At 52.1% G+C, this 24,950-nt stretch carries 26 protein-coding genes; 5 read left to right on the top strand and 21 right to left on the bottom strand.

Annotation, left to right across the window (positions count from 1 at the left end; genetic code table 11):
- Positions 1 to 141 precede the first annotated feature (141 nt).
- Both yhaL and BEA93_RS20260 read right to left on the bottom strand, forming a co-directional pair.
- A complete protein-coding gene (gene yhaL / locus BEA93_RS20265; protein WP_010379152.1) occupies positions 142 to 306 on the bottom strand; it encodes a protein YhaL in 165 nt (54 codons plus the stop codon).
- Between the two features lie 22 nt (positions 307 to 328).
- The gene (locus tag BEA93_RS20260; RefSeq protein ID WP_000633605.1) at positions 329 to 1,030 is read right to left on the bottom strand and encodes a pirin family protein; all 702 of its coding nucleotides are present in this window, start codon (positions 1,028 to 1,030) and stop codon (positions 329 to 331) included.
- A 104-nt stretch (positions 1,031 to 1,134) separates the two neighbouring features.
- On the opposite strand from BEA93_RS20260, the gene yhaJ reads away from it, so the two are divergent.
- Positions 1,135 to 2,031, top strand: a complete 897-nt coding sequence (gene yhaJ / locus BEA93_RS20255; RefSeq protein WP_001041020.1) for a DNA-binding transcriptional regulator YhaJ — start codon at positions 1,135 to 1,137, stop codon at positions 2,029 to 2,031.
- A 33-nt stretch (positions 2,032 to 2,064) separates the two neighbouring features.
- On the opposite strand, the gene BEA93_RS20250 is transcribed toward yhaJ, so the two are convergent.
- The 12 genes from BEA93_RS20250 to exuT all read right to left on the bottom strand — a co-directional run bounded on the left by BEA93_RS20250 (position 2,065) and on the right by exuT (position 9,340).
- The gene (locus BEA93_RS20250; protein WP_000384147.1) at positions 2,065 to 2,433 is read right to left on the bottom strand and encodes a DUF805 domain-containing protein; all 369 of its coding nucleotides are present in this window, start codon (positions 2,431 to 2,433) and stop codon (positions 2,065 to 2,067) included.
- Between the two features lie 121 nt (positions 2,434 to 2,554).
- Complete coding sequence (gene yqjG, locus BEA93_RS20245; RefSeq protein ID WP_105224985.1) at positions 2,555 to 3,541, bottom strand: glutathionyl-hydroquinone reductase YqjG; 987 nt, start codon at positions 3,539 to 3,541, stop codon at positions 2,555 to 2,557.
- A gap of 68 nt (positions 3,542 to 3,609) precedes the next feature.
- A complete protein-coding gene (locus tag BEA93_RS20240) occupies positions 3,610 to 4,002 on the bottom strand; it encodes a DoxX family protein (protein WP_000732229.1) in 393 nt (130 codons plus the stop codon).
- Between the two features lie 186 nt (positions 4,003 to 4,188).
- The gene (locus tag BEA93_RS20235) at positions 4,189 to 4,488 is read right to left on the bottom strand and encodes a YqjK-like family protein (protein WP_000015590.1); all 300 of its coding nucleotides are present in this window, start codon (positions 4,486 to 4,488) and stop codon (positions 4,189 to 4,191) included.
- Positions 4,478 to 4,882: a phage holin family protein gene (locus BEA93_RS20230; RefSeq protein ID WP_001517136.1), complete on the bottom strand. Its 405-nt coding sequence runs from the start codon at positions 4,880 to 4,882 to the stop codon at positions 4,478 to 4,480. Before BEA93_RS20230 ends, BEA93_RS20235 begins: the two co-directional genes overlap by 11 nt.
- Positions 4,883 to 4,884: 2 nt before the next feature.
- Positions 4,885 to 5,190, bottom strand: coding sequence for a DUF883 family protein (locus BEA93_RS20225; RefSeq protein ID WP_000031410.1), 306 nt, complete (start codon positions 5,188 to 5,190; stop codon positions 4,885 to 4,887).
- A 37-nt stretch (positions 5,191 to 5,227) separates the two neighbouring features.
- Complete coding sequence (gene yqjC / locus BEA93_RS20220) at positions 5,228 to 5,596, bottom strand: DUF1090 family protein YqjC (protein ID WP_010379140.1); 369 nt, start codon at positions 5,594 to 5,596, stop codon at positions 5,228 to 5,230.
- A 146-nt stretch (positions 5,597 to 5,742) separates the two neighbouring features.
- Entirely contained in the window at positions 5,743 to 6,126 is a 384-nt protein-coding gene (gene mzrA, locus BEA93_RS20215) for an EnvZ/OmpR regulon moderator MzrA (protein ID WP_001166776.1), read from the bottom strand.
- A 3-nt stretch (positions 6,127 to 6,129) separates the two neighbouring features.
- Positions 6,130 to 6,792: a DedA family general envelope maintenance protein YqjA gene (gene yqjA, locus BEA93_RS20210; protein WP_000422149.1), complete on the bottom strand. Its 663-nt coding sequence runs from the start codon at positions 6,790 to 6,792 to the stop codon at positions 6,130 to 6,132.
- A gap of 21 nt (positions 6,793 to 6,813) precedes the next feature.
- Positions 6,814 to 6,948 carry a hypothetical protein gene (locus BEA93_RS26390; RefSeq protein WP_420842026.1) on the bottom strand — a complete coding sequence of 45 codons (135 nt, stop codon included), beginning with the start codon at positions 6,946 to 6,948 and terminating at the stop codon, positions 6,814 to 6,816.
- Between the two features lie 187 nt (positions 6,949 to 7,135).
- Positions 7,136 to 7,912 carry a transcriptional regulator ExuR gene (gene exuR, locus BEA93_RS20205; protein ID WP_000406032.1) on the bottom strand — a complete coding sequence of 259 codons (777 nt, stop codon included), beginning with the start codon at positions 7,910 to 7,912 and terminating at the stop codon, positions 7,136 to 7,138.
- A gap of 129 nt (positions 7,913 to 8,041) precedes the next feature.
- Positions 8,042 to 9,340: a hexuronate transporter ExuT gene (gene exuT, locus BEA93_RS20200; protein WP_001517135.1), complete on the bottom strand. Its 1,299-nt coding sequence runs from the start codon at positions 9,338 to 9,340 to the stop codon at positions 8,042 to 8,044.
- Between the two features lie 482 nt (positions 9,341 to 9,822).
- Here exuT and uxaC point away from each other — a divergent pair, with 482 nt between their 5' ends.
- The 3 genes from uxaC to BEA93_RS20185 all read left to right on the top strand — a co-directional run bounded on the left by uxaC (position 9,823) and on the right by BEA93_RS20185 (position 13,371).
- A complete protein-coding gene (gene uxaC / locus BEA93_RS20195) occupies positions 9,823 to 11,235 on the top strand; it encodes a glucuronate isomerase (RefSeq protein WP_000187442.1) in 1,413 nt (470 codons plus the stop codon).
- A gap of 14 nt (positions 11,236 to 11,249) precedes the next feature.
- Positions 11,250 to 12,737 (top strand): altronate dehydratase, encoded by a 1,488-nt coding sequence (gene uxaA / locus BEA93_RS20190; protein WP_001199399.1) that lies wholly within the window; start codon positions 11,250 to 11,252, stop codon positions 12,735 to 12,737.
- An 82-nt stretch (positions 12,738 to 12,819) separates the two neighbouring features.
- Positions 12,820 to 13,371 carry a YgjV family protein gene (locus BEA93_RS20185; RefSeq protein WP_001517134.1) on the top strand — a complete coding sequence of 184 codons (552 nt, stop codon included), beginning with the start codon at positions 12,820 to 12,822 and terminating at the stop codon, positions 13,369 to 13,371.
- Positions 13,372 to 13,374: 3 nt separating this feature from the next.
- On the opposite strand, the gene sstT is transcribed toward BEA93_RS20185, so the two are convergent.
- From sstT to BEA93_RS20155, 5 genes are all read right to left on the bottom strand, one after another.
- Positions 13,375 to 14,619, bottom strand: a complete 1,245-nt coding sequence (gene sstT, locus BEA93_RS20180; protein ID WP_000211634.1) for a serine/threonine transporter SstT — start codon at positions 14,617 to 14,619, stop codon at positions 13,375 to 13,377.
- Between the two features lie 546 nt (positions 14,620 to 15,165).
- Positions 15,166 to 16,131: a TerC family membrane protein Alx gene (gene alx / locus BEA93_RS20170; protein ID WP_001098824.1), complete on the bottom strand. Its 966-nt coding sequence runs from the start codon at positions 16,129 to 16,131 to the stop codon at positions 15,166 to 15,168.
- Between the two features lie 282 nt (positions 16,132 to 16,413).
- A complete protein-coding gene (locus tag BEA93_RS20165; RefSeq protein WP_001517133.1) occupies positions 16,414 to 17,400 on the bottom strand; it encodes a Gfo/Idh/MocA family protein in 987 nt (328 codons plus the stop codon).
- A 78-nt stretch (positions 17,401 to 17,478) separates the two neighbouring features.
- Entirely contained in the window at positions 17,479 to 18,171 is a 693-nt protein-coding gene (locus BEA93_RS20160; protein WP_000942580.1) for a SanA/YdcF family protein, read from the bottom strand.
- Positions 18,172 to 18,246: 75 nt separating this feature from the next.
- A complete protein-coding gene (locus tag BEA93_RS20155) occupies positions 18,247 to 18,750 on the bottom strand; it encodes a M48 metallopeptidase family protein (protein WP_016249231.1) in 504 nt (167 codons plus the stop codon).
- A gap of 84 nt (positions 18,751 to 18,834) precedes the next feature.
- On the opposite strand from BEA93_RS20155, the gene rlmG reads away from it, so the two are divergent.
- A complete protein-coding gene (rlmG, locus tag BEA93_RS20150; RefSeq protein ID WP_000018671.1) occupies positions 18,835 to 19,971 on the top strand; it encodes a 23S rRNA (guanine(1835)-N(2))-methyltransferase RlmG in 1,137 nt (378 codons plus the stop codon).
- A gap of 116 nt (positions 19,972 to 20,087) precedes the next feature.
- Here the strand turns inward: rlmG and fadH are convergent, their stop codons facing one another.
- On the bottom strand, positions 20,088 to 22,106 hold the full coding sequence (gene fadH, locus BEA93_RS20145) for an NADPH-dependent 2,4-dienoyl-CoA reductase (RefSeq protein WP_105224986.1): 2,019 nt from the start codon (positions 22,104 to 22,106) through the stop codon (positions 20,088 to 20,090).
- A 478-nt stretch (positions 22,107 to 22,584) separates the two neighbouring features.
- Positions 22,585 to 24,936, bottom strand: a complete 2,352-nt coding sequence (gene ygjK / locus BEA93_RS20140) for an alpha-glucosidase (protein ID WP_105224987.1) — start codon at positions 24,934 to 24,936, stop codon at positions 22,585 to 22,587.
- Positions 24,937 to 24,950: the final 14 nt, after the last annotated feature.

Below are 24,950 nucleotides of genomic sequence, written 5' to 3'. Positions count from 1 at the left end.
TTGTGCAATTTGTTGGTTTTGTTGGGTTTTGTACCCGGTGCCGGATGCGATGCTGGCGCATCTTATCCGGCCTGCGGATTGTGCAATTTGTTGGTTTTGTAGGCCGGATAAGGCGTTTACGCCGCATCCGGCAACCTGTCTTTACGCGGTAGCTTCATCCTCGGCTAACCGCGTTTCAGCATCAGCGACTATCGCTTCCAGCTCGCTCAACATCTCTTCATAGCCAAAGTTTTTAGTAGCGCGGGTGGCTTCTTTCGCCACTACGGACTTCACTTGTTGACGTTTCTTCGTCGATTTTTTACTCACCATCTTCTCCCTGTAAAAACAACTAGACGGGTAAATCTATCAGCAAAGCGCGCAGTGGGGAATCGGCAACCAGCGTAATGTTAGTCTCGTCACGAATAAACGCCCCGTCGCCGCAGCTCAGCGCCGCTTTCTCTTCGTTGTGCGTAATCGCATGAAACTGACCGTGAATCGATTGCAAATAGGCACGCGGGCCGTGTAGTTGAAAGCTCGCACTTTCGTTCTTATCGAGCACGATATGATGCAGCCACACCTGCTGGCGCAGTTGCAGGCTACCCTTCGCGCCATCGGGCGAGGCGATTAATTGCTGCTTATCCATATTAAGCGCCAGTTTTTGAATCAGCGGATTCTCCCGCTGTGGACAAGCGTCCAACCAAAGCTGCATCCGCGTTAACGATTTGTCCTTGCTGATGTTATGTTCGCTATAACTCACGCCCGGCTGAGTAGAAAGCAATAAGGCTTCACCAGCGCTGGCTTGAACATGATTGCCTTCACTGTCGCGGTATTCTGCTTCTCCATCCAGAATCACATTCAAAATATCGACTTTTGGGTAGGTTCGCGGCTGGAAGGCGGCACCTGGGGTCAGCACTTCCTGGTTAAGTACACGCAGGGAGGCATAGCCTAACAATGTAGGGTCGAAGTAGTGTCCAAAGGAAAAAGTATACCGGGCCTGCAACCATCCGTAGTCTGCTTGTCCACACTGTCTGGCAGTTCGGGTAGTAATCATAATTCTTGACCTCTCTTTACTTCCTTTTATGGTAAGGGGCTGGACGCTACATTGTTAGCCAGATATTCTGCCCGGTATGTTCAAATTTCCTGAATGAGAACGACATGGCCAAAGAAAGGGCATTAACGCTGGAAGCACTGCGTGTTATGGATGCTATTGATCGCCGTGGCAGTTTTGCGGCAGCAGCAGATGAGCTGGGACGCGTGCCTTCTGCGCTTAGCTACACCATGCAAAAACTGGAAGAAGAGCTGGATGTGGTGCTGTTTGACCGCTCGGGGCATCGGACAAAATTCACCAATGTCGGGCGTATGTTGCTGGAGCGGGGACGTGTTCTGCTGGAGGCAGCAGATAAACTGACTACTGATGCCGAAGCCCTCGCGCGCGGTTGGGAAACACATCTCACTATTGTGACCGAGGCGCTGGTGCCGACATCGGCCTTTTTCCCGCTAATCGACAAACTGGCGGCGAAAGCCAATACCCAACTGGCAATCATCACCGAGGTGCTGGCGGGGGCGTGGGAGCGACTGGAGCAGGGCCGGGCAGATATTGTTATCGCGCCGGATATGCATTTTCGTTCTTCGTCGGAGATCAACTCGCGCAAGCTCTATACCTTAATGAATGTCTACGTCGCCGCGCCGAATCACCCGATTCATCAGGAGCCGGAGCCGCTTTCGGAGGTTACGCGTGTGAAATATCGTGGGATCGCGGTGGCAGATACCGCCCGTGAGCGTCCGGTATTGACGGTGCAGTTGCTGGACAAACAGCCGCGCTTAACGGTCAGCACCATTGAAGATAAACGGCAGGCGTTACTGGCGGGGCTTGGCGTGGCAACCATGCCGTACCCGATGGTCGAAAAAGATATTGCTGAAGGGCGGTTGCGTGTAGTCAGCCCGGAATCGACCAGCGAAATCGATATTATTATGGCCTGGCGTCGCGACAGTATGGGGGAGGCAAAATCCTGGTGTTTGCGAGAAATCCCTAAATTGTTTACGGCAAAATAATCCATTAAGCACCTTTTGCAAGGTGCTTAATTATTATTCTTGTTCCAGTTTTGGGTCTGGCCCAAACCGGTTTTCACCTGGTGTACCCGCCTGGCAGTTAAACACGATGATAATCAGCCAGCCGATAACCGGGATTAAGAACAGTAGCACCCACCATGCCGAGCGGTCGGTGTCGTGCAGGCGACGGAACTGAACCGCCCACCACGGTAAAAACACCAGAATGCCATAGATGGTCGTCAGAATGCCCTCGCCACCGGCGCGTTGCCAGCCTAACATTTTGTCCAGCAGCCCCAGCACGAACGTAAAGATGATGTTGACCAGAATAAACATCCAGTACTCTTTGCGCCGCGCACGTCCCCGGAAACCGACATAATTTTTCAGTACTTTCAGATACCAGTCCATTTTTGCCTCAATTTTGCTCAATCACTTGTTTTTAAAGCAGCAAATTAAGAATAGACATGAATGAAATGACAGTAAATATTAACTTGATGAATTAATAAGGCATCGTGAAGGGTACCTTTGTTTAGCTGAAGCGAACATCCCGCCCGTGTGGTTCATCGAGATCCTGCCACGGACCAATCGAAATAATCCCGGTGGGATTGATGGTCTTATGGCTGCGGAAGTAGTGATTACGGATATGATCGAAATTGACAGTTTCGGCAATCCCCGGCATCTGGTAGATATCGCGCAGGAAGCCGTACAGGTTCAGGTAATCGCTGATGCGGTGCTTATCGCACTTGAAGTGGGTGACATACACCGGATCAAAACGGATCAATGTGGTCCACAGGCGAATATCGGCTTCGGTGAGCTGGTTACCTGTCAGGAAGCGATGCTGCCCTAAGAGCTGTTCCAGACGCGCCAGTGATTCAAATACTTTTACCACTGCTTCGTCATAGGCCTGTTGGCTGGTGGCGAAACCGGCCTTATAGACGCCATTGTTAACGGTGTCGTAAATCCAGTCATTGAGTTCGTCAATTTTCGTTTGCAGTGCAGGCGGGTAGTAATCACCAGCTTTCGCACCCAGCGCATCAAAAGCGGTATTGAACATGCGGATGATTTCCGCTGATTCGTTGCTGACGATGGTGTGATTCTTTTTGTCCCACAGCACGGGAACGGTGACACGACCGCTATAGTGCGGATCGGCATGAAGGTAAAGCTGATACAGAAACTCGTGTTGATAGAGCGTGTCGCCGGTTGCACCTGGAAAACTGTCATCAAAGGTCCAGCCATTTTCCAGCATCAGTGGGTTCACCACGGAAACAGAGATGAACGGTTCCAGACCTTTGAGTTTACGCATAATCAGCGTGCGGTGTGCCCACGGGCAGGCGAGTGAAACATAGAGATGGTAGCGGTTTTTTTCTGCGACAAAACCACCTTTGCCAGTCGGCCCAGGCGCGCCATCGGCAGTGAGCCAGTTACGAAATGCGGAAGCTGAACGTTGAAATTTACCGCCGGTGGATTTTGTGTCGTACCAGGTGTCATACCAGACACCGTCAATCAGTTGACCCATTTTTTTTCCTCCAATAGCAAAAACGAGGAGCTTCCTCCTCGTTTTTTATCGTTAAGTATAGCCTGTGCTTACCACTTTTTATTCAGCAGGCGGTCGATGCTATATGCGCCCGGACCGGTAATCGCCAGAAGCAGGTATCCACCAGAAATAGTCATATTTTTCATAAACATTAGCGAGTTCATGCCTTCGGCAAAGTTGCTGTGAAATAAAAATGCCGTCAACAGTGTAAAGCCAGCGGTAAACAGTGCGGTGGTACGCGTCAGGAAACCGAACAGGATTGCCAGGCCGCCACCGAACTCAAGCAGGATCACCAGCGGCAGCATAAAGCCCGGGACACCCATCGCTTCCATGTATTGTTGCGTGCCTGCATAACCGGTAATTTTCCCCCAACCTGCGCTAATAAACAGAATTGGCATTAAAATACGCGCTACCAGTACACCAACATCTTCTAATTTTTTCATCTTACTCTCCACTGCGTCACTCAGGCCGCTGATTGTTTTTTTCTGCAAGAGCGCGGTATTAGCGTCGTTGCTGTCGATGGAGAGAAGCATAAACGTAGTGAATGGTGATTGTTAGCAAGGAAAACTGTCAAAAATTTTCAAAAAATTTGAGGGATAAGGCCGGAATGACTCCGGCCAGAGAGGTAATTAACCGCGAAGCTGCTGCTGATTAATCGTACTTTTAACCAGACGCCAGGCACTCCAGACGCCAAAACCGCGTCTGGCCCAGCGAACCAGCATATTCGGATGGCGAATTGTCCAGATAGCCATCACGCTGCTGCCAACCAGCGCCCAGGAGCGCAAACTCAACAGCATATTCCAGCGACGATCGTAAGCGCCTGTTGCCTCCAGCCAGTCACGACGACTGGCGGAAAGATCCAGCCGTTGTTGCTGGATCTGGCTAAGTAGCTGTGCCTTGCGGCGTTCACGTTCGACTTTACCGCTCACGGGACTCCTCCTCGAGCAGTTGCCGATCGTTCGCCAGTTCATGGCGCGTATGGCGCAACAGGGTCGATTTCCGCGACTTGCGTAATGTCCAGATACCGCCAATCAGCGCTAAAAGGAACAACACCACGGTGGTGGCAATCATTGCATTCAGGCGATATTGCGGATCAATCGCCCAGATAATCAGCACCATCAGGCTCATAAGACCAAATGCAGCAAAAAGCATCGTCAGACCCAGCATCAGTAATAACTGAAAGATATTGGCTTTTTCTTCTTCCAGTTCAACCACCGCCAGCCGCAGACGTGTCTCCACCATTTCAACCATGATAGTGACAATTCGCTGCCCGATGCCCAGAACGCTTTTACCGGGCCCTTGCGCGTGCTGAGTGTCCGCCATAATTAACGACGAGACAGTAGAACGCCCAACACTACACCGACGGCAGCGCCAATGCCTACGCCTGTCCACGGATTTTCACGCACGTATTCATCGGCACGTGCTGCCGCTTCACGGGTCTGTTTGGCAATTGCATCACCGGTTTCACCCAGACGGTAACGGCTCTGTTTCAGTGCCTGCTCCGCTTTGCTGCGAATCTTACTCAACTCTTCTTTCGACTTCTCTCCTGAAGCGCTTAGTACTTCTTCCAGCGTATCAGACAGGGATTTCAACTCAGCACGCAGATGTTCCGTAGTGTGTTCTTTCGACATAGTTTTCTCCAGGTGAGTAAGTAGTGACTATTGTGGATTAGTAGGCGCGCGCTTCCAGCTTTTTCAGCTCTTCCTGCGCTTCTGCCAGTTTCCGTTCGCGTTTGGCAATCTTATCCGCATCGCCTTTTTGTTTGGCCTCGGCTAAATCATGTTTGCGTTCCGCTACCTCATCTCTCTGCTTTGCGATTTTCTTCTGATGATCGGCGCGCAGTTGGCTATCTGAACAATTGGCCCGTACTTCTCTAAGGGCTTTGTTCAGGCCGTTGATACGATTCTGGTTTTGGTGTTTTTCAGCATAGCTGATCTCCTTAAGGATATTTTGCTCCTTTTCCTGACAAAGAGTAGTGGCATAACTACTGACACTAAGAGCAAAAAGAGAAACAGCTAAAGCGATGCGGTATTTCATTCTTGAACCTTCCATTGTGACTCGGACCCATTACAGAGGAACGATTGTCCAGACAACGAAGCGGTAGTGTTAACCACCGCCTCATTAATCATAGACAGTAACAGTGAAATCACCAAAGTGAGTGATATGTTTCGGATAACAGGAAGTTATCCGAAGCGATGAGAGTTATCTCGCAGCCGGGTCAGCCACTGCATAGCCTGACTATTATTGTCCTGCTGTGCAATGATGTAGCCATGAGGCAATGTTCTGTCGAGAACAGCTTTTGCGGCGGCACTCTGGTCGCTGGAATCAAATGTAATCAGTAGAGTGTCATTCTTGGGAGTGATGCTTTTGAAAGGAATGCCGTGAGCGTCAAGGTGATGCCAGATGGAAAAACCGTCTGGCATCGTCGTGCCTTGATGAACGGCACGGATCGCCAGCGTTGAATCTTGCTGACGAACCGCGGACCAGGCCAGCAGCAGCGTGCCGACCAGCAGTAAAGCAGCGCCGGACCAGACTAGCTGACGAAGCGACATGCGAGGTATTTGCATCCCTTACCCCCGATTTCCATATTTCTTTTTCCATAACACAACCAAAGAACCTGCCAGACCAAACACCAGCAGTACCACCGGGAGCAGCATCAGGCATGACATGAGCTGATCCTCATACTTCAAAAATACCGGCGTTTTGCCGAGCATGTATCCTAAGGTTGTCAGGATCAACACCCACAGCAGACCGCTCATCCAGTTGAAGAACTGAAAACGGGCATTATTCAGCCCTGACAACCCGGCAATAGTCGGCAGTAATGTTCTGACAAACGCAATAAAGCGACCAATCAGCAACGCGGATAAACCGTGTTTGTGAAAAAGATGATGTGCGCGTTGGTGATAGTGCGCGGGTAAATGGGAAAGCCAGTTTTGCACGGTGCGGGTATTGCCCAGCCATCGCCCCTGTATGTAACTGACCCAGCAGCCAAGGCTGGCGGCAACGGTCAGTAACAGAATCGTTTGCGGATACCCCATCGCGCCTTTAGCAATCAATACACCGACCAACACCAGTAAGCTGTCGCCCGGTAAAAAGGCTGCCGGAAGCAAGCCGTTTTCAAGGAACAAAATTACAAACAAGACAAAATACAACATGCCAATCATCGATGGATTGGCCAGCGTTTCAAAATCCTGCGCCCACAGGGCTTGCAGTAATTGGGTCAAAAGTTCCATTCATTATTCCTGGTGAATCGGTTAACGCCACGCCGGTTTTAAATGATGCACTCCCGCCAGGTTATTACTGTTTTTGTATGGATTGCGGGTCGGGACACCAACACGGCCTGAACTATTCCCTGTTAAAACGTGAGATAAGAAAACATTTAATAGCATAAATTCAAATTGAATCTAATTGTAACAAAGGTCAACGTTGTTCGTTATCAAAATTACATGTCCGTGGGGTCTGATTTTGCTGATTGCAGGGGAGGGTGGCGAGAGGATTTACACAGGCTGACACTTTATACTTTTCGCTTACTGATAAAGCGCACAGGCACCTGGCAGCGCCTGTCAGAAGAGAGGGCTATTTATTGCTATTGGCAGCCGTATCCAGATGTACAACCGGGTTTTCAGCAAACAGGTAACGGTCAGCATTGAATTCGAAATCATCACTGGTTTCGTTAAATAACATAATTTTAGTGTTTTCCAGATGCTGCCACATTGCCAGTTTAGCGGCATGGGGATCTTTGCGAATCAGCGCTTTAAGGATTTGATCGTGGTCATCGCACCAGTTATCGACGGTACGAGAATCAATGTGTTCGTGGAGTTTTTTCCAGTACGGGTTATGGCTACGCTGGGTCCACATTTTCTCAACGATGGCTGCCAGCGCCGAGTTCTGCGTTGCCAGGGCTACCTGAATATGAAACTGCAAGTCCCACTCGGAATCGCGGAAGCATTGTTCGCCGCGTGCCTGCTCCTGGATGGCCATCAGTTTCATGATGTCCTGTTTAGTGACCTGGGTAGCGGCAAACTCAGCAATATTGCTTTCGATGAGCTGGCGTGCCTGGAGCAACTCAAACGGACCGTAATTAGCAAATTCCATATTATCGTCAGCCGCTTGCTGATGGCGAGGCTGGTTGGAAACCACATGAATACCTGAGCCTTTACGCACCTCTACATAGCCTTCTACTTCCAGCATGATGATGGCTTCACGAACCACGGTGCGGCTGACGTTTTTTTCATCGGCAATAAAACGTTCGGCGGGTAATTTATCACCCACCAGATAGACGCCCTGCTCGATGCGCTCTTTCAGGTCAGCAGCAAGTTGTTGGTACAAACGGCGTGGTTCAGAGATTTCCATATGCGCTCCAGGCATGATACAGCAGACTATATTTGTTATACCACTTTTGCGAGATTTGCTCTACTCGCAGTGATGAAAAAGCCGCCTGAAAAGGCGGCTTCGAAGGGAAACTAAAACTTATACTTTGCGTTAATGTTGCGGTGCGGGATCGTTATGTGTTTCCTGCGCCACCTCAATCGCTGGTTTGTTCTGCAATACCGTCCAGATAACCAGCGCGCCTAACAGGTCGAACACTGCCAGTACCGCGAACAGCGGGCTGAAGCCGATGGTGTCAGCCAGTGCACCCACAACCAGCGCAAACAGCGTACTTGCCAGCCATGCGGACATCCCGGTCAGACCGTTTGCCGTTGCCACTTCGTTACGACCGAACACGTCAGAAGAGAGCGTAATCAGCGCGCCAGACAGTGCCTGGTGAGCAAAACCACCGATACACAGCAGCATAATCGCTACATACGGGTTGGTGAACAGACCGATCATACCCGGGCCAATCATCAGTACCGCACCCAGCGTTACAACCATCTTACGGGACACGATCAGGTTCACACCAAACCAGCGCTGGAACAGCGGCGGCAGGTAACCACCGAGGATGCAACCGAGGTCAGCAAACAGCATCGGCATCCAGGCAAACATAGCGATCTCTTTCAGGTTAAAGCCGTAAACTTTAAACATGAACAGCGGGATCCACGCGTTGAAAGTACCCCAGGCGGGTTCCGCCAGGAAGCGCGGCAGTGCGATACCCCAGAACTGACGGTTACGCAGGATCTGACCAACGGACAGTTTTTTCGCCGTGCCAACCTGGTGCTGGGCTTCCTGACCATTAATAATGTAGTCGCGTTCTTCATCGGTCAGATGCTTCTGGTCGCGTGGATGCTTATAGAAAATCAGCCATGCCATCGCCCAGATAAAGCTCAATGCACCAGAGATGATAAATGCCATCTGCCAGCTATGCATTACGATTGCCCATACTACCAGCGGCGGTGCAATCATCGCGCCAATTGAAGAACCAACGTTAAAGTAACCTACTGCGATGGAACGCTCTTTCGCCGGGAACCATTCGGAGCTGGCTTTCAGACCCGCCGGGATCATTGCCGCTTCAGCAGCACCTACTGCACCACGAGCAATCGCCAGGCCGCCCCAGCTACCCGCCAGCGCGGTAGCGCCACAGAACACTGCCCACAACACGGCAAACATCGCGTAACCGATTTTTGTACCCAGAACATCCAGTACATAACCCGCTACCGGTTGCATGATCGTATAAGCAGCAGAATAGGCTGCGATGATGTAGGAATACTGTTGGGTGGAGATGTTTAACTCTTCCATCAGAGTTGGCGCAGCCGCCGCTACAGTGTTACGCGTCAGGTAGCCAAGCACGGTGCCGAGCGTCACCAGTGCGATCATGTACCAACGTAACCCTTTAATTTTACGCATGTAAAACCTCATCGTTTTGTTATATCCGCAGGAATCGCGGCCATCATCCCGCCAGAGGCTGAAGATGTTAGTTACGACCGGGTAACCGAAAAAAAACCGGCACGCCCCGAACGTTGCCATGAAAGTTTCGTGCTAATTCGGCTTCCGTACCGGTCAACCCGATTCATCTAACAAATGAATGAATCAGCAATTTGCATTCCGTCGACTTATGATTTGCGACGGCAGAAAGATAACTTGTCATACAACTTTAAAAGGTGAGAGCCATCACAAATGTGCGAATATTTGTAGGGACATTACTGGATAATGACGAGGCCAGAAATGGCGCGGCTTGCGGCGGTGTTTACCACTTTGAGAGTAATTTTTTTAATTACGTTTATTGATCTAACTCACGAAAATATCTTCTGGCTCTGGAAATTGGTGTGATAACTTTGTCAGCATCGCACCATAAGCAAGCTAGCTCACTCGTTGAGAGGAAGACGAAAATGACTCCGTTTATGACTGAAGATTTCCTGTTAGATACTGAATTTGCCCGCCGCCTGTATCACGACTACGCAAAAGACCAGCCGATTTTCGATTACCACTGTCATTTGCCGCCGCAGCAGATCGCAGAAGATTATCGCTTTAAGAATTTGTATGACATCTGGTTGAAAGGTGATCACTACAAATGGCGTGCAATGCGTACCAATGGCGTGGCTGAACGCTTGTGTACAGGTGATGCCTCTGACCGTGAGAAGTTTGATGCGTGGGCGGCGACCGTTCCACACACTATCGGCAACCCGTTATACCACTGGACGCATCTGGAACTGCGCCGTCCGTTTGGTATCACCGGTAAACTGCTGTCTCCGTCGACTGCCGATGAGATCTGGAACGAATGTAACGAATTGCTGGCGCAGGATAACTTCTCCGCGCGCGGCATCATGCAGCAGATGAACGTGAAAATGGTTGGCACCACCGACGATCCGATTGATTCTCTGGAACATCACGCAGAGATCGCCAAAGACGGTTCTTTCACCATTAAAGTGCTGCCGAGCTGGCGTCCGGATAAAGCCTTCAACATCGAACAGGCGACTTTTAACGACTATATGGCGAAGCTGGGCGAAGTTTCCGACACCGACATTCGCCGCTTTGCTGATCTGCAAACCGCCCTGACCAAACGTCTGGATCACTTCGCCGCTCACGGTTGTAAAGTGTCTGACCACGCGCTGGATGTGGTGATGTTTGCCGAAGCGAACGAAGCGGAACTGGATAGCATCCTGGCACGCCGTCTGGCTGGTGAAACTCTGAGTGAGCACGAAGTGGCACAGTTTAAAACTGCGGTACTGGTGTTCCTTGGTGCCGAATACGCACGTCGCGGTTGGGTGCAGCAGTACCACATTGGCGCACTGCGTAATAACAACCTGCGTCAGTTCAAACTGCTGGGGCCGGATGTAGGCTTCGACTCCATCAACGACCGTCCGATGGCGGAAGAACTGTCTAAGCTGCTGAGCAAACAGAACGAAGAAAACCTGCTGCCAAAAACCATTCTTTACTGCCTGAACCCGCGCGATAACGAAGTGCTGGGCACCATGATCGGTAACTTCCAGGGCGAAGGTATGCCGGGCAAAATGCAGTTCGGTTCCGGCTGGTGGTTTAACGACCAGAAAGACGGTATGGAACGTCAGATGACCCAACTGGCGCAGCTCGGTCTGCTGAGCCGCTTTGTCGGTATGCTGACTGACAGCCGTAGTTTCCTGTCATACACCCGTCACGAATACTTCCGCCGCATTCTGTGCCAGATGATCGGTCGCTGGGTGGAAGCAGGCGAAGCACCGGCGGACATCAACCTGCTGGGCGAGATGGTGAAAAATATTTGCTTTAACAATGCGCGTGACTACTTCGCCATTGAACTGAACTAAGGTCTGGGGTTGATATGCAATACATCAAGATCCATGCGCTGGATAACGTCGCGGTCGCTTTAGCGGATCTGGCTGAAGGCACAGAAGTCAGTGTCGATAGCCAGACTGTTACGCTGCGTCAGGACGTCGCTCGTGGACATAAATTTGCGTTAACGGATATCGCAAAAGGAGCCAACGTCATTAAATATGGTCTGCCGATTGGTTATGCATTGGCGGATATTGCGGCGGGGGAACACGTTCACGCCCACAATACGCGCACGAATCTGAGCGATCTGGATCAGTATCGCTATCAACCTGATTTTCACGATCTGCCAGCACAAGCGGCAGATCGTGAAGTGCAGATCTATCGTCGCGCTAACGGCGATGTCGGGGTGCGTAATGAGTTGTGGATCTTGCCGACCGTTGGCTGTGTCAATGGCATCGCGCGGCAGATCCAGAATCGTTTCCTGAAAGAGACTAACAACGCCGAAGGGACTGATGGTGTGTTCCTCTTCAGCCACACCTACGGCTGCTCGCAGTTGGGCGACGATCACATCAATACTCGTACTATGCTGCAAAACATGGTGCGCCATCCGAATGCGGGCGCAGTACTGGTGATTGGTCTGGGGTGTGAAAACAACCAGGTTGATGCTTTCCGCGAAACGCTGGGGGATATTGATCCTGAACGCGTTCATTTCATGATCTGCCAGCAGCAGGACGATGAAATCGAAGCCGGGATCGAACATCTGCATCAGTTGTATAACGTGATGCGCAACGACAAGCGCGAGCCGGGCAAACTCAGTGAACTGAAGTTTGGTCTGGAGTGCGGCGGTTCCGACGGTCTTTCTGGTATTACCGCTAACCCGATGCTGGGGCGTTTTTCTGACTACGTGATTGCTAATGGCGGTACTACCGTACTGACAGAAGTGCCGGAGATGTTCGGTGCAGAACAGTTGCTGATGAGTCATTGCCGCGATGAAGCGACGTTTGAAAAACTGGTCACTATGGTTAACGACTTCAAACAGTACTTTATTGCCCATGACCAGCCGATCTACGAAAACCCATCACCGGGGAACAAAGCAGGCGGTATTACCACGCTGGAAGACAAATCACTTGGTTGTACTCAGAAAGCGGGTTCCAGTGAAGTGGTTGATGTGTTGCGTTACGGCGAACGTCTGAAAACGCCGGGACTGAACCTGTTAAGCGCGCCGGGTAACGATGCCGTGGCAACCAGCGCACTGGCGGGCGCAGGCTGCCATATGGTGTTGTTCAGTACTGGTCGCGGTACGCCGTATGGTGGTTTTGTTCCAACAGTGAAAATCGCCACCAACAGCGAACTGGCGGCGAAGAAAAAACACTGGATCGACTTTGACGCGGGTCAGTTGATCCACGGTAAAGCGATGCCGCAGTTGCTGGAAGAGTTTATCGACACCATCGTTGAGTTTGCCAACGGTAAGCAAACTTGCAACGAGCGTAACGACTTCCGCGAACTGGCGATCTTTAAAAGCGGCGTAACGTTATAAGATCGAAATGAGTTGTTAATAAAAAACGGCGTTTCATAATGTGAAGCGCCGTTTGCTTTTCCATACCTGCTAAGGATTTATCATGACCGCGTATTGGCTGGCCCAGGGCGTGGGTGTCATCGCCTTTCTGATTGGTATCACAACATTTTTCAACCGTGACGAACGTCGCTTCAAAAAGCAGCTTTCGGTCTATAGCGCCGTTATCGGCGTGCATTTCTTTCTCCTGGGCACCTATCCTGCCGGTGCCAGTGCCATCCTTAACGCCATCCGTACACTGATTACCCTACGCACGCGCAGCTTATGGGTGATGACAATCTTCATTGTGCTCACTGGCGGAATTGGCCTGGCGAAGTTCCATCATCCTGTTGAATTGCTGCCGGTTATTGGCACGATCGTCAGTACCTGGGCGCTGTTTCGCTGTAAAGGGCTGACTATGCGCTGCGTGATGTGGTTTTCAACGTGTTGCTGGGTGATTCACAACTTTTGGGCCGGGTCGATTGGTGGCACGATGATTGAAGGCAGTTTTCTGTTGATGAATGGCCTGAATATCATTCGTTTCTGGCGGATGCAGAAAAGGGGAATTGATCCGTTTAAAGTAGAGAAAACCCCTTCCGCCGTAGACGAAAGGGGTTAAGCATTAATTACGCAGGGCGCTATTTGCCAGACGCTCATCTTCTGCCTGGCATGCTGCCGCGGTGAACAGCACGTCAGTTGACGAGTTCAGCGCGGTTTCGCAGGAGTCCTGCAATACGCCGATAATAAAGCCGACGGCGACCACCTGCATGGCGATGTCGTTTGGGATTCCGAACATATTACAGGCCAGCGGGATCAGCAGCAGAGAACCACCTGCTACGCCTGATGCGCCACAGGCACATAAAGAAGCAACCACGCTCAACAGCAGCGCCGTGGGCAGATCCACCGGAATACCCAGCGTATTGACCGCTGCCAGCGTCAACACCGTAATGGTGATCGCCGCGCCCGCCATATTGATGGTTGCTCCCAGCGGAATAGAAACGGAATAGGTATCACGATCCAGATTCAGCTTTTCGCACAGCGCCATATTCACCGGAATATTCGCCGCAGAGCTACGGGTGAAGAAGGCGTACACGCCGCTTTCACGTAGGCACAGCAGTACCAGCGGGAACGGATTACGACGAATTTTCCACCATACCAGCAGTGGATTAACCACCAGCGCCACCAACAGCATACAGCCAACCAGCACCGCGAGCAGTTGCGCATAACCCCACAACGTGTCGAACCCTGTGGTTGCCAGCGTAGAAGAAACCAGGCCAAAAATACCGATCGGCGCGAAGCGAATCACCAGCTTCACCATAAAGGTGACGGCATTCGACATATCGTTGACCAGGTTTTTGGTGGTCTCGTTACCATGACGCAGGGCAAAACCGAGGCCAATCGCCCACACCAGAATCCCGATGTAATTACCTTTTAGCAGGGCGTCGATAGGGTTGGAAACCATACTCATCAGCAACCCGCGCATGACCTCAATAATGCCTGACGGGGGGGTAATATCCCCCGCACTGCTGGATAAATGCAGAGTAGAAGGGAAGGCGAAGCTGAAGACAACTGCGGCCAGTGCAGCGGAGAAAGTACCCAGCAAATAGAGAAACAGAATAGGGCGGATATTGGTTTTTTGTCCGTGCTGGTGGTTAGCGATGGAAGCCATTACCAGCATCAGCACCAGGATTGGCGCTACAGCTTTCAGCGCGCCGACGAACAGGGTGCCTAACAGGCCGACAGCTTCAGCCGCCGGTTTTGAGATCCATGCCAGGAGAATCCCCAGAACAAGGCCGACCAGGATTTGTTTTACCAGGCTGCCATGAGCCAGACGCCGGAATATCCCCGGTGAACGTTGCGTAGTCATTTTTCGATCCTTTCGTTGTGTTGTCGCACATCCCTGGTGCGTTCTGTCGACGCATCTTTCAGGATGTAACAAAGTATTTGCAAGGTTGAGTATAAGGAAAGTTGTGGGTTCGGGAAGCTAAAAATACTGGATTTTAAAGAGAGGTCATATTTTGCAACTTAATTGTTACATTTATTTGACATAAACAGAGGGAAGGACTGACTACTAAGGCTGATTAGATAACATATGGGCAAAACTATTTGGAGTATGAGAACGGTTGCGCTCCTTTAATGTGCAATGCCATATAAAGTCACTGGCGCAGGGGGCGGCCAATCGCCGCTGCCCCCTGCACCCCGGGCTCTGGCGAACAAAATCGCCGCCGCGCGGTTCCCTCAGCTTATCCCTTGCGGCTATCGGGTACGGGCGCGAGGTAACATCCCTGTAAAACACGCCCTCGCCGCGCATCCATGCGGTCTTTTTGTAACGAGCTATAAGTCGATTACATAATTAATAGCTCATCTTTGTCTGGAATGAGTTATCTCCAGTAATGGCTTAATATACAGCGAATTACTCTACCCGCTGCTTATCATGCTGATAATTCACCCACGCGTTGATAATAAACGTCGTCACCAGAATGCCAAACACCACGCCCAGCGAGACGGCGATCGGAATATGGTAGAAATCGACAATCAGCATCTTGATACCAATAAACACCAGAATCACCGCCAGGCCATATTTGAGCATCGAGAAACGCTCCGCCACGCCCGCCAGCAGGAAATACATCGCACGCAGGCCGAGTATCGCAAACAGGTTTGAGGTCAGCACAATGAACGGATCGGTGGTGACGGCGAAGATTGCCGGAATGCTATCCACGGCGAAAATCACGTCGCTTAACTCCACCAGAATCAACACCAGCATCAGCGGCGTGGCATACAGCAAGCCATTCTTACGCACAAAGAAGTGCTCGTTGTCGATGGTGTCGGTCATGCGCAAATGACCCCGCAGCCAGCGTACCAGCGGCTTGTCGCCAATCCCTGATTCGTCTTCATGGGCCAATGCCATCTTCACGCCAGTAAACAGCAGGAATGCGCCAAAGATATACAGGATCCAGTCGAACTGCGAAATCAGCCAGCTACCGGTGAAGATCATGATAGTACGCAGGACAATCGCCCCGAGCACGCCATACACCAGCACGCGGCGTTGTAATGCCGCCGGAACAGAGAAATAGCTGAACAACATCAGCCAGACAAAGACGTTATCAACCGCCAGAGATTTCTCAATCAGATAACCAGTGAGGAAGGCCAGCGCCTGCGGGTCCGCGACTTCGCGTCCCTGTGTCTGCGCCAGATACCACCAGAAAGCGGCGTTAAACAGTAACGACAGCGTCACCCAAACCAGTGACCAGGCTGCAGCCTGTTTCATGGTCATAGCGTGCGCACCCCGACGCCCCTGCAACAACAGGTCGATAGCCAGCATAACAGCGACAACGACAGCGAATCCGCCCCATAACAACGGCGTGCCGACAGTATTCATAGAAGTTCCTTACACATAAAAAAACGGCCAACGTCGGAAGACGTCAGCCGCTGCTTTTTATGCATAGACCTCGCCTTCCGGCAAGGTCTCACTTACAACAAAAAAGGAATACGTCTGCGTATTCCTTTCGGGTTGCCCGGTGACCGGATGTGGTTTTTCACACATCGTAATGACGATCGACCGGCAATGAAGTTACTCCCCTTTGCAGGTAACAAAGTATGACAGACCATTCATCCAGTCAATGGTCTGTTACATGCCTTTTACACTGCTTTACGGTAACAATTATTGCTTTACGCTATCTGCCGGAAAAATCACCCCGGTCTGGCGGCGGATCTCGGTCAGCAGTTTGGCGGTGATACGACTGACTGCCAGACCCGGATGATCTACCAGATGCTCATCCACCAGAGTGGCGAACAGCTCTGCTTCGTAGAGCATGGTATTAATATGCTGCGGCAAGGTGAGATCCTGCATCTGGCTGCCACGCGGTACAAAACAGACTTTCTGGCACTCGGAAAGTTTTTCAATTACCAGTGATCCCGCTTCGCCCTGAATCTCGCTTGCCAGTACAGAATCGCTGACTTTGGAGTGCTGCAACGTAACGCTGAAATCACCGTAATCCATCACCACCACGCCGTGGGCATCCACGCCGCTTGCCAGCAAACTGGCGGTTGCCTGCACGCTTTTCGGCTCACCAAATAACGCCACTGCCGACGCCAGGCAGTAAAAGCCGATATCCATGATCGAGCCGTTAGAGAACGCCGGATTAAAGGTATTGGGATTCTCGCCGTCGAGATAACGTTGATAACGCGAAGAGTACTGGCAGTAGTTAAAAAAGACTTTACGCAATTTGCCGACTTTCGGCAGCGCCTGGCGTAACAAATGAAAGTTAGGCAGGCTGGCCGTTTTAAATGCTTCAAACAGCACCACCTGATTTTCCCGCGCGCAGGCAATGGCGGCATCCACTTCCGCCAGATTCGACGCCAGCGGTTTCTCGCAAATTACATGCATTTTGTGACTGAGGAAAAGCTGCGTCTGGGAAAAATGCAGGGCATTCGGGCTGGCAATATACACCGCGTCAATGGCATCGCTTTCCGCCATCGCTTCCAGCGAAGTGAACAGATGCTCGACAGAAAAATCATTGGCGAAGTGCTGGGCCTGTTCAAGGCTGCGGGAATAGACGGCGGTTAGCTTGTATTTGCCGCTCTCATGGGCGGCCTCGACGAACTGGCGGGTGATCCAGTTCGTGCCAATCACGGCGAAACGTATCATAACGCGTGGTTACTCCATAAAGGGATTCTGTCGTCAATGTAGCACGCCTTTTTCATCTTCGGCGTGCGTGGATACGCATTATTTCTGCGCCGGACAGCCATGTTCGCTAAATGGCCCAATCATGACCGACGGCCCGAGATATTTCGGCTGGCGATGGAGGATTTTGGCGTCAATCACCGCGCTGACGCGAGCGAGTTTTTCCCGCAGTTGAGTATAAAAACCCTGTTTCATATTCAGGTCAGGGGCATTAAAACCGATAGCATCGATGCCGTACTGTTTTGCCAGCCAGATGGCGCGTTGGTTATGAAATTTTTGCGAAATAATGGTGATATGGTTCTCACCAAACACTTTATTGGCGCGCACCACCGAATCAAGCGTTGAGAATCCGGCATAATCGCAGAAGATGACTTTCGCCGGTACGCCTTTAGCGATGAGCGCCCGCTGCATTCCTGACGCTTCATCGTAATTTTTTCGTCCGTTATCGCCACTGACCAACAGCCACTTCACTTTTCCGGCGTGGTACAACTCTGCGGCGCTATCAATACGTCGGGTAAAGTAGCGATTACCCGGCTTTGCTCCCAGCAATAACCCCACGTTACGTACCGGAACTGCGTTGACATCGCTCCATGTTAGTTGCTGGCTGGCGTTGACCATCGCCCGATCGCTGATAAAAACCGTCGCGCCTGCTACAAGCAACAGTAAACAGGCAATCTTAAGAATCCGGCGGGAAAAACAAACGCGACGAAGAAGGCGGAAAAATGCGCGCAGCATGGTCGTTATCCTTAACGAAAGAGGGACGTCGATTTTAGGCGTTAATGGGAGAAAATATAACGCCTGAATCCATTTTCAGATTTTGCCCCGGCCAAGCGACAGTTGCGTCAACCACAGGCGAGTGTCGAACTCAAGCTGGTGGTACTGTGGTTCCATATGACAGCACAACTGGTAGAACGCTTTGTTGTGCTCCTTCTCTTTCAGATGCGCCAGTTCATGCACCACGATCATGCGCAAAAACGGTTCCGGCGCGTTGCGAAACACGGTAGCAACGCGAATTTCAGCCTTCGCTTTCAGCTTGCCGCCCTGCACGCGGGAAACAGCAGTATGTAATCCCAGCGCGTTTTTCAGCACGTGGATCTTATTGTCATACATCACTTTATTGATCGGCGGGGCATTACGCAGAAACTGATTTTTCAGATCCTGAGTGTATTGCCAGAGGGCTTTATCGGTGGCGTAGTCGTGCGTTCCCGGATAGCGTTTTGCCAGCACATCACCCAGACGCTGTTCATTAATTAGCGTGCGCACCTGGGAAAGTAGCTGCTCGGGATAGCCCTGAAGATAAGTAAGATTGCTCATAACTGCCCATGAAAAAGAGAAAAAGGGTATACTCACGCACCCTTTTCAGGGGCAACGTCGAAATTTTATCATTCAGGAGGGCCGATGAGCCACTTAGACAACGGTTTCCGTTCACTGACACTACAACGTTTTCCGGCGACGGATGACGTTAACCCGCTACAGGCGTGGGAAGCGGCGGATGAATATTTGCTGCAACAGTTGGACGACACAGAAATCCGCGGCCCGGTGTTAATCCTGAATGATGCTTTCGGTGCGTTAAGCTGCGCGCTGGCGGAACATAAACCGTACAGTATTGGTGATTCGTATATCAGCGAGCTGGCAACGCGCGAGAATTTGCGTCTCAACGGGATTGATGAGTCGAGCGTGAAGTTTCTCGACAGCACTGCCGACTACCCGCAACAGCCGGGCGTGGTGTTGATCAAAGTGCCGAAAACGCTGGCGTTGCTGGAACAACAACTGCGTGCGCTGCGCAAAGTGGTCACGCCGGATACACGTATTATTGCTGGCGCTAAAGCCCGCGACATTCACACTTCCACGCTGGAACTGTTCGAAAAAGTGCTCGGCCCAACCACCACCACGCTGGCATGGAAAAAAGCGCGACTGATTAACTGTACCTTCAATGAACCGCCGCTGGCTGATGCACCGCAGACCGTTAGCTGGAAACTGGAAGGCACCGACTGGACTATCCACAACCATGCGAATGTCTTCTCCCGCACCGGGCTGGATATTGGCGCGCGTTTCTTTATGCAGCATCTGCCGGAAAATCTTGAAGGGGAGATTGTCGATCTCGGCTGTGGTAATGGCGTCATTGGTCTGACGCTGCTTGATAAAAACCCGCAGGCGAAAGTGGTGTTTGTCGATGAATCACCGATGGCAGTTGCTTCCAGCCGATTGAACGTAGAAACCAACATGCCTGAAGCGCTGGATCGCTGCGAGTTTATGATCAACAACGCACTTTCTGGCGTAGAGCCTTTTCGCTTTAATGCTGTGCTCTGCAACCCGCCGTTTCACCAGCAACATGCGCTGACCGATAACGTTGCCTGGGAGATGTTCCACCACGCCCGCCGCTGCCTGAAAATCAACGGTGAGCTGTATATCGTTGCCAACCGCCATCTGGATTACTTTCACAAACTGAAGAAGATTTTTGGCAATTGCACCACTATCGCGACGAATAATAAATTTGTGGTGCTGAAAGCAGTGAAGCTGGGGCGTCGTCGATAAGGTTGGGAGCTACCTGCCGGATGCGGCGTAAACGCTTATCCGGCTTACATTCAGCACGTTACCCCGAGGCCGGATAAGACGCGTCAAGCGTCGCATCCGGCACTTCAAAGAACGATTTAAATCTCCAGCGCAAGCCGCGTCCCCTGAGCTATCGCTCGCCGCGCGTCCAGCTCCATAGCCACATCGCAGCCGCCAATTAAATGCACGGTTTTCCCGCTATCAATGAGCGGTTGTGCCAGTGCGCGGTTTGGCTCTTGCCCTGCACAGATCACCACATGATCTACTGCGAATACCTGCGTTTCACCGTTGATCACCACATGCAGTCCGTCATCATCGATCTTCTGATAACTTACGCCTGGGATCATTTTCACGCCGCGCGAGAGCAGGGTGGTGCGATGGATCCAACCGGTGGTTTTACCCAATCCCTGACCTGGTTTGCTGGCTTTACGTTGGAGCATTACAATTTGTCGTGGGCTACGGGGGAGCTGTATACCTTGCGAACTTAAGCCACCAGCTTGTTGCAGGCTGCTGTCGATACCCCATTCTGTGCAGAATTCAGCGATATTCTGGCTGGTGGATTCGCCTGGCTGACTCAAATACATTGCCGTATCAAAACCAATACCGCCACAACCGATGATGGCGACTTTGTTGCCCACTGGCGCTTTGTCGCGCAGTACATCGAGGTAACTCAGTACTTTCGGATGATCGATCCCGTCGATGGGCGGAATACGCGGCACGATCCCGCTGGCAAGGATCGTTTCATCGAACGCCTGTAATTGATCCGCCGTCACGGTGTGATTGAGTTTCAGCGTCACGCCCGTCACTTCGATCATCCGGCGGTAGTAACGCAGTGTTTCGTAGAACTCCTCTTTACCGGGGATCTGTTTGGCAATGTTGAACTGCCCACCGATCTCGCCGCGAGTATCAAACAGCGTTACCTGATGTCCACGTGCTGCTGCGTTAATGGCAAACGCCAGCCCCGCCGGACCTGCACCGACCACCGCCAGATTTTTTTTCTGCATAGCAGGAAGGATTGGCATTTTGGTTTCATGGCAGGCGCGAGGATTGACCAGACACGAAGTCACTTTGCCGACGAAGATCTGATCCAGACAGGCCTGGTTACAGCCAATACAGGTGTTGATCTCATCAGCTCTCCCCGATTGCGCTTTTGACAGCAGCTCGGCATCAGCCAGAAACGGTCGCGCCATCGACACCATGTCCGCATCGCCACGCGAGAGGATATCGTCGGCAACCTGCGGATCGTTAATTCGGTTGGTGGTCACCAGCGGCAGTGATACATGGCCTTTCAGTTTGCGCGTGACCCAACTGAATGCGCCGCGCGGCACGGGAGTGGCGATGGTCGGAATCCGCGCTTCATGCCAGCCAATGCCGGTATTGATAATGGTTGCGCCAGCCGTTTCAATGGCCTGCGCCAGTTGCACCGTTTCGGTAAAAGTGCTGCCGCCTTCTACCAGATCGAGCATCGACAGACGGTAGATAATAATGAAATCGTTGCCGACGCGTTCGCGCACTGCACGTACCACTTCAACGGCAAACCGCATCCGGTTAGGGGAATCACCACCCCACTGGTCGCTACGCTGGTTGGTGCGCAGAGTCAGAAATTCGTTGATCAAATACCCTTCGGAACCCATAACTTCTACGCCATCGTATCCGGCCTCCCGCGCCAGTTGCGCACAGCGGGCGAAATCGTTGATCAGTTGCAGGATCTCTTCATGGCTTAACTCATGAGGAACGAAACGGTTGATGGGAGCCTGCAATGCGGACGGGGCGACCAGATGCGGCTGGTAACTGTAGCGCCCGGTATGCAAAATTTGCAGGGCGATTTTGCCGCCTTCCTGATGTACCGCTTCGGTAATAATGCGATGGTGTGGGATCTGACTGGCGTCGTTGAGCATTGCGCCGCCTTCCATGCCAACGCCCGTTAAATCTGGTGCGATACCGCCGCTGACAATCAGCGCCACGCCGTGGCGGGCGCGTTCGGCATAAAACGCCGCCAGCCGCTCAGCGCCATCCGGGTATTCCTCCAGCCCGGTGTGCATTGACCCCATCAGTACGCGGTTTTTTAACGTGGTGAAGCCTAAATCAAGCGGGGCGAACAGCGACGGGTAGCTCATAAGATTGTCCAGTATGTAAAATAATTGTTATGTGGTCGGATGAGTTCTAATTTAGCCGTCGCCGGAGAAAAGGGAAAAGGGGAATGCGGGGTTTGTGATGGGATTCAAAAAGAATACGCCCGGTGGTAATGCCGGATGCGACGCTTGCCGCGTCTTATCCGGCCTACGGGGACTTATCCGGCCTACGGGCGTACATGTAGGGCGGATAAGGCGTTCACGCCGCATCCGCCAGTGGCGCGGTGCAGATGCCGGATGCGACGCTTGCCGCGTCTTATCCGGCCTACGGGGACTTATCCGGCCTACGGGCGTACATGTAGGGCGGATAAGGCGTTCACGCCGCATCCGCCAGTGGCGCGGTGCAGATGCCGGATGCGACGCTTGCCGCGTCTTATCCGGCCTACGGGGACTTATCCGGCCTGCGGGGACGTACATGTAGGGCGGATAAGGCGTTCACGCCGCATCCGCCAGCCGTTGTAAATTACTGCTTACGGAAAAAATCGTTATACAACATATACAAATGCGCTGCGCTCCAGGAGAAATTTGGGGCACCTTGCTGTGCGCCGGTCAGCGGGTTGTAATTCTCCTGAATCGGACCGTCGGCGGTTAAGCCTTTGGCGTGCTGGAAAAAAGTATCCGCAAGTTTCAGGGCATCATCGCGATAACCGTAACGCTCCATACCTTTCAGAGCAAACCAGAACTGATCCACCCATACGCGCCCGCGCCAGTAGATATCCGCGCCAAAGGCCGGATTGGTTAACGCTGCCGTTCCCAGTGGGACAAAGGTGTTGAACTCTTTGGTGTCCAGCATCACCTTCACCACCGCGTCGGCATTGGCCTGCGTTGCTGCACCATTAAACAGCGGCGACCAGCCTTCCGGCCCTTTACCGCGCTCGACAATCGGCTTGCCCGCGCAGCCGTTCGCTAACGGTTTATCTTCAATGCGTATGTCATAGTAGAACTGTGTGGCCGGGTCGAACATACAAGTATTGATGTAATCTGCGAGCTGTACTGCCAACTGGCGATAACGTTTGGCTTCTTCGGGTTTGCCGAGGATTTTCGCCATCTCGGCCAGATAATGATTATCGCTGTACATATAGCTGGCCTGATCCACCGATTCCTGTAACAACGAGTAGCCCAGCAACGTCCCGTCCTGACTGCGGTTTTCAGCGAATTTCACCGTCCAGTCACTACGTTTGCCGCCGTTAGCGACATATTTATCCAATTGTTCTTTGTCGATAAAACCAAAGACGGCTGCATCATCACGCCCCGATTCCCACGACGCGGCAACCTGCGCCGGAATTTCCAGGCTGTCGTACTGGCCTTTCTCAACTACCCGGGCGTAATTGTTCAGCCCGGACTGCGTCTCTTCTTTGTCGCCTTTTTTCACTGTAAACAGCATCTCGCCATTCTCAGTATTGTGGGCTTTATCGCGGGTTGCGCCATATTCCGGTATGCCGTTGCCGTTATGATCGCGGTTACGTAACCACCAATCGTGATAGGCCACCAGTTTCGGGTACATCTCTGCCAACCAGCCTTTATCCTGTGTGACGTTGTACACTTCCATCACCGACCAGGCGGCAAGACTGGGTTTGGTATTACGTTCATTCCAGTTGCCGCCATCGCCGCCACGCTCGGGGCTAAGGTTCCACGCAATCAGGTCCGGCACAAATCCCACATCCTGCGGACGCACGGCGTCGCCAGGTTGGATCTGCCAGGAGAAGACCGCGCGGATATTCTCTTTGGCGATGTCCGGATTGAAATGCGCCATCGCAAACGCCTGCTTCCAGGTATCCCACGGCCAGGTCTGATTGCCGGAGAACCAACGCCCGGTTACCGACGGCGTGACGGTGTTATATTTCACCGCACCGCCCGGCGAACGCCAGTTGCCGTTGAGGGTTTCGATCGCTTTCACCGCGACGCGCGTCTGCTCCAGCGTCGCATCCGGATTGGTTAACCCTTTCTTCAGGTACTCTTCCCAGCGTCGCTGCGAGGCGGTGAGATAAAACGCCGGACGCGCCAGAATATCGCGGATTTGCATCTGTTCTTTGCTGACTTCCTGGGCGGTCAGCAGATGGGAATAGGTGGTATAGAGTGTCGTCGAACCGTTGATATGCGCCTTACTGGTAAAGCGATTACCGTTGATTTCAGTCTGCATCGGTAATGATTTATGCACCTGATATTCCGATTCGCCGGAGGTCAGCAGATCCCAGGTGGCGCGCACTTTGCCAAAGGTAACTTTCAGGCCATCACGGGTGGCGCTGATCTTGCGTTGATAATCAGGGTACTCGCCAGTAATGGTTTTATCAGAAAGCGGTTTCCCTTCTTTCGCTTCCAGTTTTTCCAGCAGCTCGCCGTCCCACACCAGATCCAGCGGTTTATCGCTGGTGATTTTGGTTTCCAGTAGTGACGTGCGCGGCGTGGCGAAGCGCAGAGTCATTTCTATCTGCACATCTTTTGCTGTCAGCTTTTGCACCAGCGCACCGGGAATACTGTATGCCTCCGGTGTGAAGTCGACTTTTTGGCCGTCCTGCCAGACAGTCAGGCGGTCGAAATTGGTGGCCATAAAGTTGATGTACTCTTCCGTTAGCAGTGCAACGCCCGGAAAGCCACCCATGGTGTTCGGGCCGTCAGGCAACAGGTGGCCATGCCAGGCACCGAGATCGAAAAATGGGTTAAAACGCTGGTGGTCGTCGTAATCGTAATCCTTCATGTACTGCGGCGCGCCGGTACGGTTAATCACGTTTTTATAATTGTCGGCGTTAGCGGCATGGGCGGAAAAGCTCATCAGCAGGGCGCAGGCTACTGGCGTTAAAATGGTTTTGATTTTCATGAGATTACTGTCCT

This window comes from Escherichia sp. MOD1-EC5950, assembly GCF_002965345.1.
Lineage (GTDB): Bacteria > Pseudomonadota > Gammaproteobacteria > Enterobacterales > Enterobacteriaceae > Escherichia > Escherichia marmotae.
This window is presented reverse-complemented; position numbering and strand designations above follow the sequence as displayed.

What these genes read in the sequence shown, in the direction of transcription:
- BEA93_RS20260 (WP_000633605.1), bottom strand. Translation starts at nt 1,030, where the DNA reads ATGATTACTACCCGAACTGCCAGACAGTGTGGACAAGCAGACTACGGA.
- BEA93_RS20165 (WP_001517133.1), bottom strand. Translation starts at nt 17,400, where the DNA reads ATGATACGTTTCGCCGTGATTGGCACGAACTGGATCACCCGCCAGTTC.
- BEA93_RS20225 (WP_000031410.1), bottom strand. Translation starts at nt 5,190, where the DNA reads ATGTCGAAAGAACACACTACGGAACATCTGCGTGCTGAGTTGAAATCC.
- mzrA (WP_001166776.1), bottom strand. Translation starts at nt 6,126, where the DNA reads ATGCAAATACCTCGCATGTCGCTTCGTCAGCTAGTCTGGTCCGGCGCT.
- ygjK (WP_105224987.1), bottom strand. Translation starts at nt 24,936, where the DNA reads ATGAAAATCAAAACCATTTTAACGCCAGTAGCCTGCGCCCTGCTGATG.
- yqjG (WP_105224985.1), bottom strand. Translation starts at nt 3,541, where the DNA reads ATGGGTCAACTGATTGACGGTGTCTGGTATGACACCTGGTACGACACA.
- yqjA (WP_000422149.1), bottom strand. Translation starts at nt 6,792, where the DNA reads ATGGAACTTTTGACCCAATTACTGCAAGCCCTGTGGGCGCAGGATTTT.
- uxaC (WP_000187442.1), top strand. Translation starts at nt 9,823, where the DNA reads ATGACTCCGTTTATGACTGAAGATTTCCTGTTAGATACTGAATTTGCC.
- BEA93_RS20160 (WP_000942580.1), bottom strand. Translation starts at nt 18,171, where the DNA reads ATGCTGCGCGCATTTTTCCGCCTTCTTCGTCGCGTTTGTTTTTCCCGC.
- BEA93_RS26390 (WP_420842026.1), bottom strand. Translation starts at nt 6,948, where the DNA reads ATGCTATTAAATGTTTTCTTATCTCACGTTTTAACAGGGAATAGTTCA.
- uxaA (WP_001199399.1), top strand. Translation starts at nt 11,250, where the DNA reads ATGCAATACATCAAGATCCATGCGCTGGATAACGTCGCGGTCGCTTTA.
- sstT (WP_000211634.1), bottom strand. Translation starts at nt 14,619, where the DNA reads ATGACTACGCAACGTTCACCGGGGATATTCCGGCGTCTGGCTCATGGC.
- BEA93_RS20185 (WP_001517134.1), top strand. Translation starts at nt 12,820, where the DNA reads ATGACCGCGTATTGGCTGGCCCAGGGCGTGGGTGTCATCGCCTTTCTG.
- BEA93_RS20230 (WP_001517136.1), bottom strand. Translation starts at nt 4,882, where the DNA reads ATGGCGGACACTCAGCACGCGCAAGGGCCCGGTAAAAGCGTTCTGGGC.
- BEA93_RS20155 (WP_016249231.1), bottom strand. Translation starts at nt 18,750, where the DNA reads ATGAGCAATCTTACTTATCTTCAGGGCTATCCCGAGCAGCTACTTTCC.
- fadH (WP_105224986.1), bottom strand. Translation starts at nt 22,106, where the DNA reads ATGAGCTACCCGTCGCTGTTCGCCCCGCTTGATTTAGGCTTCACCACG.
- BEA93_RS20250 (WP_000384147.1), bottom strand. Translation starts at nt 2,433, where the DNA reads ATGGACTGGTATCTGAAAGTACTGAAAAATTATGTCGGTTTCCGGGGA.
- yqjC (WP_010379140.1), bottom strand. Translation starts at nt 5,596, where the DNA reads ATGAAATACCGCATCGCTTTAGCTGTTTCTCTTTTTGCTCTTAGTGTC.
- yhaJ (WP_001041020.1), top strand. Translation starts at nt 1,135, where the DNA reads ATGGCCAAAGAAAGGGCATTAACGCTGGAAGCACTGCGTGTTATGGAT.
- exuT (WP_001517135.1), bottom strand. Translation starts at nt 9,340, where the DNA reads ATGCGTAAAATTAAAGGGTTACGTTGGTACATGATCGCACTGGTGACG.
- alx (WP_001098824.1), bottom strand. Translation starts at nt 16,131, where the DNA reads ATGAATACTGTCGGCACGCCGTTGTTATGGGGCGGATTCGCTGTCGTT.
- BEA93_RS20240 (WP_000732229.1), bottom strand. Translation starts at nt 4,002, where the DNA reads ATGAAAAAATTAGAAGATGTTGGTGTACTGGTAGCGCGTATTTTAATG.
- exuR (WP_000406032.1), bottom strand. Translation starts at nt 7,912, where the DNA reads ATGGAAATCTCTGAACCACGCCGTTTGTACCAACAACTTGCTGCTGAC.
- rlmG (WP_000018671.1), top strand. Translation starts at nt 18,835, where the DNA reads ATGAGCCACTTAGACAACGGTTTCCGTTCACTGACACTACAACGTTTT.